A 14,427-nucleotide genomic window follows, 5' to 3' on the forward strand; every position below is an offset into this window, starting at 1 on the left:
CTTGACAGACATGACTGTCGCCGAGCAGACTCCTGTCATGAAGACGGCGGCGTAGATCGCCCCGGCGGAAAGCACTCCGCCCGGCGGCCCTGCGCGTGGCGAGTGGCCACCGCGTCCCGCCGATCCCCGTTGCCCCCTCCTCCGCGGCGCCCCGGCCGAGGGGGAGGTCCACGGGTGGCGCTCCCCTGTGCGCGTCATCCGCGCCAGCCCAGCCCGATCCGGCCGCCGGTCCGCCGGCGGCCGACGGGCCCGAGACCCGAGAGGAGGTGTTCCGCATGTCCCGCAACCACAAGGTCGGCCTCCGCCCGCGCCTGGACAAGATCAAGACCGGTCGCTGAGCCGGACGGCCGGGAAGCCCTCGGGCTTCCCGGCCCCTCCCGGGCCGCCCGCGCCGCGGCCGAGAGTCGAAGCAGGAGAACCCACATGACCCAGCACGAGGTGCACCGGCTCTCGCCGACGACCACTGCCATCGCCGCCGTCAGGCCGCAGGACCGGATCACCACCCTGACCTTCTCGGTGGACTTCGGCTCCAGGGACGACCCGGCCGGACTCAGTGGCGCGGCCCACCTCCTGGAGCACCTGCTGATGACCGCACCGGTGGCCGGCGGTCCTTCGCTCACCCGGCGCGTCGAGCACCTCGGCGGCTTGGTGAACGCCCAGACGGGGCTCGACTCCATGGTGTTCCAGGCGCAGGTCCTCAACGAGGACGCGCCGGCCGTCCTGGCGCTCATGGGCGAGGCCCTGGTCCGCCCCGCCTTCGACGACGCCGTCCTCGATGCGGAACGCCGGGTGGTCTTCCAGGAGTTGTCCGCCGCCGCGGCCGATCCCAGCGACGTGGTCCAGGACGCCTTCCTGGAGCGCCTGTTCGCGCCGCACCCCCTGGGGCGGCCGGTCGGCGGCACCGTCCACGACATCGAACGGACCACCGCGGCCGACCTGCGGGCGGTCCACGCCGAGCTGTTCGCGCGCCGCAGGTCCGCCCTGCTCGGCATCGGCGGCCTGGACGGCGACGCCTTTCGCAAAGCCGCCGACGCTTCCGCCTTCGCCCTCGCGCCCGCCGCCCCGGACCACGGGCAGCCCTCCGTCGCGGCGGCGCTGCCCTTGGAGCGGCTGACCGGTGACACCGGGCCGCTGCGCGTCCCGCAGGACGCGTTCTGCTGGATCTGCATCGGCGGCAGGGCACCGGCGCTGGGCGATCCTGCGGCGCCGGCCTACACCGTCCTGGCCCAGCTGCTGGGGTCGAGCGCCTCGTCGCTGCTCTTCCAGCGGCTGCGCGACGACGAGGGGCTGGTCTACAACTTCTACGCCTGGTCGCGCGGCTATACCGACACCGGGGCGTGGCGGGTGCTGCTCGGGCTGGAGTCGGGCAATGCGGCCCGGGCGCTGGACGTCGTCCGGGAGCTGCTCGACCTGCTCGGCACCGACGGTCCGGCGCCGGACGACCTCGCCGCCGCCCGCCGCCAGGCCGTCATGGAGCTCGTCCTGGACAGCGAGCAGCCCCAGCACTTCAGCCCCAGGCTGGCGACGGGCACTCTGTGGGGCACCCTCCCGTGGAGCCTGGACCAGGCCGTCGCGGAACTGGACGCGGTGGACGCCGGTGCGGTCCGCCGGGCCGCCGCCGAGCTGGGCGCCAGGCTCACCTGGGTGGTCAGGCCGGAGGCGACATGAGCGACACCGTCGACGGTGCGCCGAGCGAGGCCTACCTGAAGCTGGCGCAGGACGCCGGTCTGCTCGCCGAGCACCCGGCCGGTCGCTACGTGGCCGGCCTCAGTACCGATCCGGTGACCGGCGAGGTCAGCTGCCTGGTCGAGTACGCCGATCCCGCGTTGCTGACCGCTCCCGCCCTCGGCGAACTCACCCGGCAGCTGTGCGCGGACCACCCCGCCGCCCGGGCGCTGGTGGTGCGGGTCGCCGCCCCCGGCGTGCTGCCGGCGCCGTGGCTGCCGCGCCAGACCTACCTCCGACTGCCCTGCGACACCGGCGAAGCCACCCGGGCCGACACCGAACCGGATGGCGACCGCGACACCGCCGGCTGCACGGTCCGCCGTGCGGTGGCCGCGGACACCGGCCAGGTCCGCCGCTGGCTGGCCGAGGCGATCGAGGGCGGCGCCCGCGACCTCGGTGCGGTGCCCGACGCCGCGGTCGCGCTCGAACAGGCCGGCGCGGTCACCGACGATCCCGACCGGGTGAGCTTCGTGGCGGTCGAGTCCGACCACGCCACGACGACCGGTGAACCACTGCTGGGGCACGTGACGCTGGTGCCCTTCGAGGACGAGCTGACCGGGGCCGGACACCTGGAACTGGTGGACGTCCTGGTCGTACCGGGACCGCAGGCCCGCGCGGCCCGCGCGGCGCTGGTCGCCGCCGCCCGCCGGCATGCGGCCGCGGTGCGACTGCCGCTGCTGGGCCACGTGGTCCACCCGCACCCGGCGCCCGCCGGCGGCGGACACGCCGCCGCCGTCCTGGCAGGCCTGCGCCACGAGGGCTGGCGCGACCAGCACAGCTACTGGTGGCGCGCGTTGCCGAGCGCCTGACCGCGCCTGCCCGACCGCAGTTCCGCCGCCCGACCCGCCCCCCGGCCGCCACCGTGCCCGCCGGTTCCAGCCGTTCCCGCAGGAACCCGATCAGGAGAGTCACCTCATGCGGATCCTCATCGACGGCCTCGACCTCACCGGAAAGACGACGCTGGCCAAGCAGCTGGCCGAGGCCCTGCGGGCCGAAGGCGCCGCCGTCGTCCACCACCGCGGGGTGCTGGCACCGCGCAACCCGGTGGCCGCCCTGCTGGAACGGCGTGGGATCAGTGCCCCGCAGCACCCCACCAGTGCGCTGCTGAACGCCGCCTACCTGGTGGCCTGTGCGCTCGACCGCCCGCTGCGCGGCGCAGCGGCCTGGGAGCGCAGCGGCATCCTGATCCAGGAGTCCTACGTGGACCGTTCCTTGGCCTACGGCATCGCCACCGGGCCCTGGGCCGCCGCCCGGCTGGCCCTGCGGTTCCCGCACCTGTTCACCGGTTTCGACCTGGCCCTCTATCTGCACGCCCCGCTGGAGATCCGGCGCGGCCGACTGGAACGCCGCAAGGAGGCGAACGTGATCGACCACCGCTCGGTCTCCGGGGAGGAGTTCCAGGAGGCCTTCACCCGGGCGCTGCGCACCGCCGGCCGGCGCCATCGCGACGTCTGGTTCATCGACACCTCGCAGGCGGGCACCGACCGCATCGTGGCGGACGTGGTGCGCTGGGCCCGCGAGTGCGCCCGGCCGGCCACGGGCGACCCCGGTTCCGGCCGGCTCCCCGCGCCGCGCCGCACGCCCCGCCGATCGGCGGTGCGGTCATGACGACCATCGTTGTGGAGGGCCTGGACTTCGCCGGCAAGAGCACCGTCTGCGAGCTGGTCAGGCAGCGCCTGGAGGCGTCCGGCACCCGGGTGGTGGAGTCCACCAGCTGCCTGTCCGGCGGCTGGGTGGAGAAGACGGTCGAGCGCGTCTACGAGGCCCGCAGGCTGCCGTCCCTGCTGCGCAGCGCGGTGTACCACGCCGCCTACCTGGCCGACGTCCACCTGGCCCGCCGGGCCGGCCCGGGCGAGGTCATCGTCCAGCAGAGCTACATCCACCGGGTGCTGGCCTACGACCGGGCGAGCGGACGCCGGTTGCTGGCCGCCGTCGCCGACCGGCTCGGCACCCGGGTGGCCGGCCACGTCGACCTCTGGGTCTGGCTCGACTGCCCGCTGGACGAACGACGCCGCCGCTACCGGCGCTTCGGGACCCCGAACGAGCGCGACGAGCGACGCTTCGCCGCCGCCGCGGACCGGTTCGAGAGGGAGCTGGAGACCGAACTCACGCAGCTGGCCCGGGAGTCGGGCTACATCTTCATCGATACGGCGAGCCTGAGCGCGGAGACGGTCGCCGACCGCATCGCCGCACTGGTCCAGGCACACGAAAGGGTGGGAACACGATGATGCGCTGGTACGCGGCACCGGTGCCGCAGGGCCTTCCGGTCCGGCAGGTCTACGGCTACCTCTTCGACGGGGAGGGCCGCGTCCTGCTGCAGGACGACCTCGGCCGCTTCAACCTGCCGGGCGGCAAGCCCGAACCGGGCGAGGAGGACTACCACACCATCCTGGCGCGCGAGTCGCTGGAGGAGAGCCAGGTCGCCATCGGCCGCACCGCCTACCTCGGGTACGTGCGGGTCGAGGATCCGGGTGAGGAACCCTATGCCCAGGTCCGGCTGGCAGGCCTGCTGGACGAGTTCCTGGAGCGGGCGCCCGACGAGTCCACCGGCCGGACCTATCGCCGTCTGATGACCTCGTTGGAGCGCGCGCCCGGCCTGCTGCAGTGGGGCGAGCACGGCACCGCGCAGGCCGAGACGGCGGCCGTGGTGGCGGCCGCCACCCTGGGCGTCGAACTCGCCGGCACGGACGCGAAGGCCGAGTACGTTGACTGACCGGACCGGCCTCACCGCGCCCGTCCGGCCGGCGGACACTTCCGGCGACGCCGACCGGGCCTGGCGCGTGCTGCCCGGCATCTTCGCCGCCGGTGTCCGGGCCGACGCCTGGGACCTGCCGGACCGGCCGACCGAAGTCGTCTGCCTGTCCCGCACCGTGCCCAAGGTGTACGACCGTTCGACCCGCAAGATCGTCCGGGTGCACCACCGCCCGTTCACCTACTGGGAGTCCGCCGACCCGGTCGGCCTGCTCGGGGAGTTGGTGGAGGAGATCCGCGACCTGGCCCCCGGCCGCCAGCTGATCCTGCACTGCACCCTCGGCCTGGACCGCACCGGCGCGGTCGCCCTGGCGCTCCTGGTCCGCCAGGGCCTGACCGCTGACCAGGCCGTCGCCGCCTACCGCACCCGCCGGGTGCGGCTGCCGGTGCTGGACGCCCTCGACGTCTTCCTCTCCTACGCCTCCCGGCAGGCACTGGAGGCCTCCGCCGGGGACGTCCGGCAGGGAGCGGCGTCATGCGGATAGACGTGATCGCCCCGCGCAGTCCGTGGTTCGACCCGGGCGACCTCGACGGGCGTGGGCTGGGCGGCAACGAGGCCACCCTGGTGCTGTGGCGGCGCGAGCTGCTGCAGCGCGGCGTCGACGTGCGGGTGTACCTGGGCGCCGAAGCGCCGCCCGGCCCGACCGAGCCCGGCTGGCAGGCACTGGCGGGCTACCCCGGCCCGGCCGGGGCGGACGTCGTCGTCGCCTTCCGGGACGCCGCCCCGCTGTCCGACCTCCCGCCCGGCCCGCTGGGCGTGCTGTTCACCGGTGACCGGGTCACCCCCGGCCTCGCGGAACTGGCCGCCTCCGGCCGCTGCGACCTCGCCCTGGTCGGCTCCCTGGCGGCCTGGGAGCGCTACTCCCCGGCCCTGCGCCCGCGCCACGGCTTCCACGTGGACAATCTCGGCCACGCCCTGCCCGATCCCGGCCCGGTGGCCCGCCGCCGCTACCAGTGCGTGCACATGGCCGCGCCCTACCGCGGGCTGGCCCACCTGCTGGCGCTGTGGCCCCGGATCCGCGAACGGGTCCCGCAGGCCGAGCTGGTCGTCCTCGGGGGCTACGAGCTGTGGGGCTATCCCGCCGAGGAGGCCCGCGCGCTCACCGCCGGCGAGGTGCCGCGGCTCGCCTCGCCGCCCGAGGGCGTGCGCCATCTCGGCGCCGTCGACCGGCTGAGCTACGCGAGGGCGGTCCGCGAGTCGGAGCTGATGCTCTACCCGACCGGCTACGAGGAGATGTGCTGCATCAGTGCGCTGGAATCCTGCGCACTGGGCACGGTACCCGTGCTGTCCGCCGTGGCGGCGCTGCGCGAGCGGGTCGTCCCGGACGCCACCGGTGTCCTGGTGGAGGGCGACATCACCTCGGGCGAGGTCCGGGACCGCTTCGTGGCCGACGTCTGCTCGCTGCTGCTCGACGAGGGCCGGCTGGCCAGGCTCAGCGCCGCGACAGCGCGGGCCGCCGCGCGGCACTCCGTCGCGAAGGTCATCGATCGTCTCCTGCTGAGGATTGCGTCATGCCGCTGACTTCCGGACCTGACCTGCTCGTCGCGGTCGTCACCCACACCCTGCCCGACACCCTGGAGCCGGTCCTGCGGGCCCTGTGCGCCGACGGCGAGGACCCGGCGCGGATCGTGCTGTTCCACACCGGCGCGCCCTCGCCCGCCGCGACCCGGGCGGTCGCCGACCTCCAGGCGGCGTGGGGCGTCCAGGCGGTCTGCACCCCGCGTGCCATGCGGATCGGGGAGGCCAGGCAGTTCCTGGTCGACCAGCAGCGTGCGCGCGGCTTCATCGCCTTCCTGGACGACGACTGCGTGCCGCTGCCCGGCTGGACCGAGGCCGCGCTCGCGGCCTGCGCCGAGGCCGAGCGGACCGCCCTGGTGTACGGGCCGCGCTACCCCGTCCTGGGTGCCGGAGTGGGCTCGCTGATCCGCGCGATGGAGACCCGGGACTCGCGGAAGCTGGCGCTCGCCGCGGCCGCGCCGCAGGCGGCCACCACCAGTCCGCGGGCTCTCTGCGCCGGCGGGAACACCATCGTCAACATCGCCGCGGCACGCGAACTGGGCCTGACCGAGGAGATGTTCGCCAGGAGCGCCTTCGAGGACGTGGACTTCCAGCTGCGCGCCACCCGGCGCGGCTGGCTGGTGCAGTTCCGCGCGGACCTCGCCGTCGACCACCACGACCAGCTGGGCCTCCGCGCGCTGTTCCGCAAGTCGCTCCAGTCCGGACGGGGCATGGCGCAGTGCGCCCGCCGCCACGGCGCCGAGTTCTGGGCCCACTGCCGCTGGCGGCCGTGGCGGACCCTGGTCGCCTGGTTCGCGGTCCTGGCGGCGCTGGCCGCCGGCGCAGTGCTGAACCCGTGGCTCGCGACCGCGGCCGCACTGCCCGTGGTGTTGAGCAGCGCGGCCCACCACCGGGCGCTGCACGGCGCGCTGTTCGCCCACCGGCTCACCTTCCTGCTGATCAAACCGGTCCGCGACCTCACCATCGCGCTCGGCTTCCTGGCGCGCTACGCCACGCTCGGCACGGACCGCGGCACCGCCCCCGCCCCGCGCACCCCGGCCGCCGCCCCGCAGACCACCGCGCCCGCCCAGGCGCCGTCATCGGCCGACCGCGCCGCGCGCGCCGGGACGACCACGGGCCGCCCCGGCGACGCCGCCGGTCGCCCGGTCGCCCCCGCCCTGCGGGCCGAGCGCGTGGCCGGCCTGTGACGTCCTCGTCGTCGCACCGAGCGTGACGAAACGCCAGAAGACCTACCGAGAGGACCGCCCCGATGGCACCGCTGCCTGTCGATCTCGCCCTGCTGCACGAGCTGCTCGACGTCGAGGACCACTGGCCGCCGATCGTCCTGCTGCGCAACGCGCGAGCTGTGCGCGGGCACCTGCCGCCGCTGGTGCTCTCGGTGGCCGAGCTGGCGGGTTCCGCCATGGGACCGGGCTCGCGCGACGAGCTGCGCCGGATGCGTGACCGGGCGGCTCTCTACGAGCGGATCACGGCCGACCTGGACACCGTTCGGGGCGCGCGGGTCCTCAAGGGCCCCTCGCTGGCCGCCCGTTACCCCGCCGGGGTGCTGCGGCCGCTCGGCGACCTCGACGTGGTCGTCCCGGACGAGGCCGCGCTCTGGGACGCCGCCCGGTTGGTCGTCCGGGACTGGCCGGTGGACGAGCTGGACGTGTCGCTGCTCGACGACGGCGGCACCCGACACCTGCTGGTGACCCTGCGCTGGCCGGCCGAGGATCCGATGCTCGACCCCGAACCGAAGATCGAGATCAGTACCTTCGCCTACCCGGGGGAGCCAGGCCTGGTGCCGATGCGCGCCACCCCGCCCGAGGACCGTCTGCTGGCCGACGTCCTCGCGCTCGCCGAGGAGCGCTTCCAGCGCCCGTTCACCGCCAAGGACCGGCTCGACCTCGCCGTCGTGCTGGCCTCGGCCGAGGCGCCGGTCGTCGCACTCGTGGCCGCCGCCGAGCACTACCACCTGGCCCCCGAACTGCTGGAGCTGTGCGAGAGCGTCCGCACCGTGCCGTCCCTGCGCGCCCGGGTGCCCGACGAGTTGACGGCCGCCCTGGCCGGCCCGGCGGCCCGCGAGACGGACCGCCGGGCCGCGGGCGGGGCACCGGACGCCCCGGTCGAGGGGAGGGACGGTCCGGCCGAGGGGACGGAAGGTCCGGCATGGGCCGGGACGTCGCCCGAGGTGGCCGCCGCGCTGGCCGCCGGGCAGCCGGTGCACGGTCTGCTGCTGCGCCGCCCCGAACAGCCCGGCCCGGACCTGCTCTCCCGGACCCGCACCGTCGGCGCCGGCACCCTGCTGGCCACCCCGATCGGTGACTTCCTGCTGGTCACCGGGGAGTTGGTGGATCCGGAGCAGTACCAGGCGGCGCTCGCCGCACTGGACGACTGACACCGGCCGCACCGGCCGCCACGACGGCGTGCGACACGCTGGACCCGTGGCGGTCGGTGAACCGCCGGCCCGCGGAAGCGCCGTAGGCGGGACCCGGACCGTCTGAACGGCTACGCGGTCGCCGGCATCTGCCTGCTGCGCCTGGGAAGTGCCCGGCCCGCCTGGGCGCCCAAGGCGTTCGGACTGCGCCAGCGAGAACGCGGCACATCGGATCGCCGTCGAATGGGACGGACCGGACGGCGTCGAGAGCGGCGTCTACATCCCACGGCGCGACACCGCCTCGCGGCTCAACGCCTGGGCCGGTGGCCGCCTCTTCCCCGGTGAGCACGGGCGCGCCGATTTCGAGGTACACGGGACGCCCCACCGGATGCGCGTCGCACTGGCGACACGAGACGGTGACATCCGAGTGGATGTCACCGTCGAGCCGTCCGACGAACTCCGGGGCAGCGAGCCCTTCGCCGATCTCCCAGAAGCGTCCCGCTTCTTCCAGGGCGGTGCAAAGGGCTTCTCGGCCACCAGCTCCGGTTGTCACCTGGACGGTATGGAACTTCGGACCGACGCCTGGCACGTGGAAGCCGGCCGGGTACGCTCCGCCGCGTCGTCCTTCTTCGACGACCCGGACCGCTTCCCCCCGGGGAGTGCGACGCTGGACTGCGCCCTGGTCATGCGCGACGTCCCCGCCGATTGGCGGCCGCTCCCGGCCATGCGCTCCGAACGAGGTGCTCAACTCGCCGGCTGACCCGCCCGGTCCCTGGGCACGGGCAAGGCCGGCGTGTACGGGCACTTCGGCACTCGCCCGCGGCTGGACGGACGAGGCGCGTGGAGCGGGCACGGATCGGGTGTCGGCACCACGCGTGCCGGCCCCGGTCCACGACCGGTCGGCGCTGCTCGGGGTCTGCCCACACCTCGGCGGGCTGACAGCGTCGTGCCGGCGGTGCGGGCTCCTCGGGCGTTTCGTGCGCTCACCGCCGGTGGGCGGCCGGTCGGCCGCGGCCCGGCGGGATCCGGGTCACGCGCTGGACGCCGGCCGGTCCGCTCCGTACCGGAGGCCGTCGAGGAGCAGGTCGAGGAGGCGGCCGGCCCGTTCGCGCTGGTCGGGGGCGCTGGTGATCAGTGCCACGCCGGCCAGACTGAAGCCGACGTCCAGGGGGTCGGCGTCCGGGCGCAGGAGGCCGGCCTCGGCCCCGGTGCGCAGCAGGGTGCCGAGCGCGGCGCCGAGTCGGTCGAGGGTCTCGGCGAACGGGTCCGCACCGGATGCCACCGCGGCCCGGAGCGCGTCCGCCATGCCCTGCTTGGCGGCCACGTAGTCGATGAAGTCGTCCATCCACAGGCGCAGTGCCCGGTCCGGCGCGTGGCCGGCGAGCAGTTTCCCGGCGCTGTCGCAGACGCGGGCCAGCTCGTTGCGGTAGGCCGCCTCGACCAGCGCCTCGCGGGTGGGGAAGTGGCGGTAGAGCGTGGCCGAGCCGACGCCGGCGGCCTTGGCGATCGCGTCGATCGCGACGTTCGGGCCCTTCTCGGCGAAGGCGCGCACGGCCGCTTCGAGGATGCGTTCCCGGTTGCGGCGGGCATCGGCACGCAACACGCTCGGCTTGGTCGTCAAGGCTGTTCCCTTCGTCGGGACCAGTCTAGCTGGACAACCGGGGAGTTCCCCGCTTACCGTGAAGAAACCGGGGAACTCCCCGGTTACGGGTGTCGGCCCGTTCTGCCCTCATGCAAGGAAGACCCTCATGACCTCCTCGAAGACGGTTCTGATCACCGGTACCTCGTCCGGCATCGGCCTGGCGGCCGCCATCGGCGCCGCCCGGGCCGGCTGGACGACCATTGCCACCATGCGCGACACCGGCAAGGCCGAGGCTCTGCTCAAGGCCGCCGCCGAGGCGGGAGTCGAGGACCTGGTCCAGGTCAAGCGCCTGGACGTGACCGACCCCGCCGGCATCACCGCCTGCCTGGACGAGGTCGTCGCCGAACACGGCCGCTTGGACGCGCTGGTCAACAACGCCGGCGCCGCCCAGGTCGGCACCATCGAGCAGAGCAGTCTGGACGACGTCCGCGCGGCCATGGAGGTCAACTTCTTCGGCGTGGTGGCGGTGACCCGGGCCGCGCTGCCGCACCTCCGCGCGTCGAGGGGCCGGGTGATCACCGTCACCAGCGTCGGCGGGGTCGTCGGCCAGCCCTTCAACGAGGCGTACTGCGCGGCCAAGTTCGCCGTCGAGGGCTTCATGCAGTCCCTCGCGCCGGTCGCCGCCACCGTCGGTGTCGACGTCACGGTGGTCGAACCGGGCGCGGTGGCGAGCGAGTTCGTGGCCAACCTCGGACTGGACCTCCCCGCGCTGCTCGCCGCCGCCGGACCCTACGCCCCCGCACTCGACGCCTACCTGGCCCGCACCCGCCAGTCGTTCGACAACGCCCAGACCCCGGCCGAGGCAGCCGCCCCGATCGTCGACGCCCTCGCCCTTCCCCGCCCGCCGTTCCGCGTCCAGACCTCCCAGTGGGCCCGCGACTTCGCCGCCACCAGCCTCGCCGACCTCGACGGCTCCGCGGTCGGGGTCCTCACCGGCGCCTGGGTGCGCTGACCGGGCGCCCGGCCACGCAACCGACCATTCGCACACCGCGGGCGACCCCGCAACGGCAAGGAAGATCACCATGGAACTCCGCACCCTCGGCAGCCAGGGCCGGGTACTAGGTTCACCATGGGATCGGGTACAGGTTTCATGGCAGCCTCCTCCTGCGGTGCCCTACCGTCGTGCCATGACGATTCCAGCTGGACTGAGACGTACGGTCCTCCGGGCGTGGCGGGACACCGGTTTTCTTGCCGCCGGTGTGCCGCCGCACCTGGCGCTGGTGCCCGTGTGGGCCTGGGCGGCGACGACCACCGCCAGGACGGGGAACTGGCTCCTCACGGTTTCCGTGTCGGCCGCCCTGGTCCTGCTCGGCACCCCGGTACTGACGGCCGTTCAGCGGGTCCGCTACCGGGCGCTCATCGGTATGGACGTCCCCCGGCTCACCCCCACCGCGCCGGAACAATGGACGTGGGCCTCGGCCGCCCGGTGGCTCGCGGCGACGCGGCCTTGGCGCAAGATCGGCTACCACCTCCTGCTGGGCCCGCTGGTCGCGCTGCTGGAGCTGCTGGTGCTCGTGCTGGCGGCGGCGAGCCTGGCGGGCGCCATCGTCTACGCCTGGGCATGGGCGCTGCCAACCGGAATCCGCCAGGACTGGTTCGGCTACCTGACCCAGCTGCCGGTTTACACGGCGGCCGGACTCCTCCTCCTGTGCGCCCTGCCCTGGAGCGCGCGGGCAGTAGCCCGGGCCGAGGCGCGGCTGGCGCTGGGCCTGCTCGGGCCCAGCCGGGCGCAGCGGCTCCAGGAGCGGGTCGATCAGCTGGCCGTGAGCCGGACCGACCTGATCGAGGCCGTCGACGCGGAGCGCCGCCGGATCGAGCGCGACCTGCACGACGGCACCCAGCAGCGGTTGGTGTCCCTCGCGGTCAACCTGGGTCTGGCCATTGCCACCCGCCCGGACCTGCCAGGCGCACGGGAGGTGATCGCGAGAGCGCACCTGGAGGCGAAGGAGGCGATCGCCGAACTCGATGACCTGGTGCGGGGGCTGCACCCGGCCGTGCTCGAAGACCGAGGTCTGGACGCGGCGTTGTCCGGGCTGGCTGCCCGCACGCCCCTGCCGGTGCGGCTGCGGGTCGATCTGGAGGAGCGGGTGGCGCCCAGCGTGGAGTCGGTCGCGTACTTCGTGATCTCGGAGGCGCTGACCAATGCGACGAAGCACGCCAACGCGATGCGTGCAGAGGTGATGGTCCGTAAGGTCGGCGAGGTGCTGCGAGTGCGCGTTACCGACGACGGGCTGGGCGGTGCCGACGCCGCCGCCGGCACGGGGCTGACCGGGCTGGCCAAGCGGGTCGGCTCCCTCGACGGGGCCTTCCACGTCAGCAGCCCCGTCGGGGGACCCACCACCATCACCGCGGAGCTGCCGTGCGCGCGGTGATCGCCGAGGACTCGGTGCTGTTGCGGGTCGGCCTGATCAAGGTGCTGGAGATGGGCGGGTTCCAGGTCCCCGCCGAAGCCGGCGATGCGGAGGGGCTGTTGGCGGCGGTGGCGGAGCACCGACCCGAACTCGCCCTGATCGACGTCCGGATGCCGCCGGACTTCACCGACGAGGGGGTGCGAGCGGCGATGGAGATCCGCCGGCGCTGGCCGGGGACGGCGGTGGTGCTGCTTTCGCAGTACGTGGAGGAACGTTACGCGGCTGACCTGCTCTCCACGAACACCAGCGGTGTGGGCTACCTGCTCAAGCAGCGGGTAGCCGATGTCGCCGACTTCGTGGCGGCGGTGCGGCGGGTGGCGGACGGGGGCACGGCTCTGGACCCGCAGGTCGTCGCCCAGCTGCTGCTGCGCCGCGACAGCGACCCGCTCGGGCGGCTGACCCCCCGCGAACGGGAGGTGCTCGGCCTGATGGCCGAGGGGCGTTCCAATGCCGGCATCGCGCAGGCGCTGGTGGTCAGTGAGAGCGCCGTGGCGAAGCACATCAACAACATCTTCGCCAAGTTTGACCTGCCCGTGGTCGAGGCGGACCACCGCCGCGTCCTGGCCGTGCTGCGGTTCCTCGGAGCGTCCCGGGCCTAACCGGCTGTTCCCGCCGGTCCGGGGCGATCACCCGTAGATGGGGCAGTACCGACGACCTCGGGGGCAAGCGCATACCGTTGGACGGTCGAGGAGACCCGGAGCCTGACTCTGTCGGGGTTCTTTCGGGGTTCTTGGAGCCTTTCCCGATGTGGCCGTCCGATCGGCGGGCATGCTGGGCGCTGATCGAATGCCGTGCAGTCGTCGGGGGTGTCAGTTGTCGCTCCGTCGCCGGTCCGGTGAGCAAGTCCCGTCTCTGACCGCGCAGATCGCGAGGGCGAGCAACCCGGGCGGTACGACGGCGATGTGGGTCAGAGACCGGCTGGACGGGCTGTGGCGCGACCTGACCCCGCGGGCTGGCATCCGCGCGACGGACGCCCCGGCATCTCGCCCGCTCAGCTGGCCACCGTCTGCGTACTGCAGTTCCTGCTGCATGTCGGACAGACCGCGGAGGCGGTCCGTTGCCGCATCGACTTCAGGTACGCCCTGGCCTCGGACCTGGGCAAGAACCCCACTGGCCCAAGACCAGGATTCTCGCCGCCGGCGACGACGCCTGCCGCCTGCTCGAACACCTCCACCGGCCCGGCCCGGCCCGGCCCTCAGGCCGAGGCCCTGCCGCAGATCCTCGTGCAGGACTACTACCGTGATGCGGCAAGTCGCCTGCACTGGCGCGCCGGCGACGACGGCGGCCTGCCGCCCTCGTCGGCGATCTGGCTGGCACGGCCCCCGTGCCGGCGGATGCGGAAGGTGTACGTAGCACCACCATCAAGTCGGATAGGAGTGCTACTGCCTCGGGCGCGCGCGAACGACATGCTGATGTTGTGCCCGAGGGGCGTGCACGGGAAGGAGTCAGGTGTCATGGCGAGCACTCAGCTGACCGGCGTTCATTCGCGCCGTCCGGTCCGCGTCGACGCCGGTTCGGGCTCCGGTATCCCGCTGATCCTTCCGAAGGCCGCGGCCGCTTTGACGTTCCCCCTGCTGCTTCGTCGGGCGGCCACGGTCCTCACCGTGCTCGGGCTGGCGATGATTCCCTGGCTGGTCTTCCTGCACACCGGGCTGCCGGCCACCGCTCAGGCCTCGCACTGGGCCTGGGCGTGGACGGGTCTGGACAGCTTTGAGACGCTCGGCCTGCTCTCCACCGGACTGCTCCTCAGGCGCGGCGACTGCCGGGCCTGCCTGGCCTCCGCCGCGACCTCGGCCCTGCTGCTGGTCGACGGCTGGTTCGACACCATGACGGCTGCCCCGGGTTCGGACTTCAGGCTGGCAGTGCTGATGGCGGTCTTCGCCGAGTTGCCGCTGGCAGTGGCCTGCGCGGTTCTCGCGACCCGGACCTTCCCTCGGCCGGGCCGCTGAGCGGACTGCGGTCCGGTCCGTTTCGGGAAGTCCCCGGCCTGCCGCACGGCGGCCCACGGGCGGTTCGTTCGGTC

14 protein-coding genes and 1 pseudogene are annotated in these 14,427 nt (G+C 73.9%); 14 read left to right on the top strand and 1 reads right to left on the bottom strand.

Annotated features, from left to right (window positions below; all coding sequences use genetic code 11):
- Nucleotides 1–423 precede the first annotated feature (423 nt).
- The 10 genes and pseudogenes from ACFV1W_RS21445 to ACFV1W_RS21490 form a co-directional block, all read left to right on the top strand.
- Nucleotides 424–1,668 carry a M16 family metallopeptidase gene (locus ACFV1W_RS21445; protein WP_380418789.1) on the top strand — a complete coding sequence of 415 codons (1,245 nt, stop codon included), beginning with the start codon at nt 424–426 and terminating at the stop codon, nt 1,666–1,668.
- Nucleotides 1,665–2,534: a hypothetical protein gene (locus ACFV1W_RS21450; RefSeq protein WP_380418791.1), complete on the top strand. Its 870-nt coding sequence runs from the start codon at nt 1,665–1,667 to the stop codon at nt 2,532–2,534. Before ACFV1W_RS21445 ends, ACFV1W_RS21450 begins: the two co-directional genes overlap by 4 nt.
- Nucleotides 2,535–2,640: 106 nt before the next feature.
- Complete coding sequence (locus ACFV1W_RS21455; RefSeq protein WP_380418793.1) at nt 2,641–3,333, top strand: hypothetical protein; 693 nt, start codon at nt 2,641–2,643, stop codon at nt 3,331–3,333.
- Nucleotides 3,330–3,953 (top strand): hypothetical protein, encoded by a 624-nt coding sequence (locus tag ACFV1W_RS21460; protein WP_380418794.1) that lies wholly within the window; start codon nt 3,330–3,332, stop codon nt 3,951–3,953. The genes ACFV1W_RS21455 and ACFV1W_RS21460 overlap by 4 nt, the downstream gene beginning before the upstream one ends.
- Nucleotides 3,950–4,438: an NUDIX domain-containing protein gene (locus tag ACFV1W_RS21465; protein ID WP_380418795.1), complete on the top strand. Its 489-nt coding sequence runs from the start codon at nt 3,950–3,952 to the stop codon at nt 4,436–4,438. Before ACFV1W_RS21460 ends, ACFV1W_RS21465 begins: the two co-directional genes overlap by 4 nt.
- Complete coding sequence (locus tag ACFV1W_RS21470; protein WP_380418796.1) at nt 4,431–4,961, top strand: tyrosine-protein phosphatase; 531 nt, start codon at nt 4,431–4,433, stop codon at nt 4,959–4,961. Before ACFV1W_RS21465 ends, ACFV1W_RS21470 begins: the two co-directional genes overlap by 8 nt.
- The gene (locus tag ACFV1W_RS21475) at nt 4,952–5,998 is read left to right on the top strand and encodes a glycosyltransferase (RefSeq protein ID WP_380418797.1); all 1,047 of its coding nucleotides are present in this window, start codon (nt 4,952–4,954) and stop codon (nt 5,996–5,998) included. The genes ACFV1W_RS21470 and ACFV1W_RS21475 overlap by 10 nt, the downstream gene beginning before the upstream one ends.
- Complete coding sequence (locus ACFV1W_RS21480) at nt 5,989–7,182, top strand: glycosyltransferase family 2 protein (RefSeq protein ID WP_380418798.1); 1,194 nt, start codon at nt 5,989–5,991, stop codon at nt 7,180–7,182. The genes ACFV1W_RS21475 and ACFV1W_RS21480 overlap by 10 nt, the downstream gene beginning before the upstream one ends.
- A gap of 62 nt (nt 7,183–7,244) precedes the next feature.
- Entirely contained in the window at nt 7,245–8,372 is a 1,128-nt protein-coding gene (locus tag ACFV1W_RS21485) for a hypothetical protein (protein ID WP_380418799.1), read from the top strand.
- Nucleotides 8,373–8,480: 108 nt separating this feature from the next.
- Nucleotides 8,481–9,111, top strand: a pseudogene (locus ACFV1W_RS21490) (hypothetical protein); the annotation flags it as partial.
- Nucleotides 9,112–9,381: 270 nt separating this feature from the next.
- Here the strand turns inward: ACFV1W_RS21490 and ACFV1W_RS21495 are convergent.
- Entirely contained in the window at nt 9,382–9,972 is a 591-nt protein-coding gene (locus ACFV1W_RS21495) for a TetR/AcrR family transcriptional regulator (protein ID WP_380418800.1), read from the bottom strand.
- Between the two features lie 127 nt (nt 9,973–10,099).
- Here ACFV1W_RS21495 and ACFV1W_RS21500 point away from each other — a divergent pair, with 127 nt between their 5' ends.
- From ACFV1W_RS21500 to ACFV1W_RS21515, 4 genes are all read left to right on the top strand, one after another.
- Nucleotides 10,100–10,945, top strand: a complete 846-nt coding sequence (locus ACFV1W_RS21500; protein ID WP_380418801.1) for an SDR family NAD(P)-dependent oxidoreductase — start codon at nt 10,100–10,102, stop codon at nt 10,943–10,945.
- 175 nt (nt 10,946–11,120) lie between these two features.
- A complete protein-coding gene (locus ACFV1W_RS21505) occupies nt 11,121–12,365 on the top strand; it encodes a sensor histidine kinase (RefSeq protein ID WP_380418802.1) in 1,245 nt (414 codons plus the stop codon).
- Nucleotides 12,353–13,003, top strand: coding sequence for a response regulator (locus tag ACFV1W_RS21510; RefSeq protein ID WP_380418803.1), 651 nt, complete (start codon nt 12,353–12,355; stop codon nt 13,001–13,003). The genes ACFV1W_RS21505 and ACFV1W_RS21510 overlap by 13 nt, the downstream gene beginning before the upstream one ends.
- 855 nt (nt 13,004–13,858) lie before the next feature.
- Nucleotides 13,859–14,353 (top strand): hypothetical protein, encoded by a 495-nt coding sequence (locus ACFV1W_RS21515; protein ID WP_380418804.1) that lies wholly within the window; start codon nt 13,859–13,861, stop codon nt 14,351–14,353.
- Nucleotides 14,354–14,427: the final 74 nt, after the last annotated feature.

Origin of the sequence: Kitasatospora sp. NPDC059648 (genome assembly GCF_042734825.1) — a bacterium.
In the GTDB taxonomy this organism is placed as follows: domain Bacteria; phylum Actinomycetota; class Actinomycetes; order Streptomycetales; family Streptomycetaceae; genus Kitasatospora.

Excerpts from the sequence above, each read along its gene's own strand:
- ACFV1W_RS21480 (WP_380418798.1), top strand. The coding sequence starts at position 5,989 with ATGCCGCTGACTTCCGGACCTGACCTGCTCGTCGCGGTCGTCACCCAC.
- ACFV1W_RS21450 (WP_380418791.1), top strand. The coding sequence starts at position 1,665 with ATGAGCGACACCGTCGACGGTGCGCCGAGCGAGGCCTACCTGAAGCTG.
- ACFV1W_RS21485 (WP_380418799.1), top strand. The coding sequence starts at position 7,245 with ATGGCACCGCTGCCTGTCGATCTCGCCCTGCTGCACGAGCTGCTCGAC.
- ACFV1W_RS21475 (WP_380418797.1), top strand. The coding sequence starts at position 4,952 with ATGCGGATAGACGTGATCGCCCCGCGCAGTCCGTGGTTCGACCCGGGC.
- ACFV1W_RS21465 (WP_380418795.1), top strand. The coding sequence starts at position 3,950 with ATGATGCGCTGGTACGCGGCACCGGTGCCGCAGGGCCTTCCGGTCCGG.
- ACFV1W_RS21515 (WP_380418804.1), top strand. The coding sequence starts at position 13,859 with ATGGCGAGCACTCAGCTGACCGGCGTTCATTCGCGCCGTCCGGTCCGC.
- ACFV1W_RS21460 (WP_380418794.1), top strand. The coding sequence starts at position 3,330 with ATGACGACCATCGTTGTGGAGGGCCTGGACTTCGCCGGCAAGAGCACC.
- ACFV1W_RS21505 (WP_380418802.1), top strand. The coding sequence starts at position 11,121 with ATGACGATTCCAGCTGGACTGAGACGTACGGTCCTCCGGGCGTGGCGG.
- ACFV1W_RS21500 (WP_380418801.1), top strand. The coding sequence starts at position 10,100 with ATGACCTCCTCGAAGACGGTTCTGATCACCGGTACCTCGTCCGGCATC.
- ACFV1W_RS21445 (WP_380418789.1), top strand. The coding sequence starts at position 424 with ATGACCCAGCACGAGGTGCACCGGCTCTCGCCGACGACCACTGCCATC.
- ACFV1W_RS21455 (WP_380418793.1), top strand. The coding sequence starts at position 2,641 with ATGCGGATCCTCATCGACGGCCTCGACCTCACCGGAAAGACGACGCTG.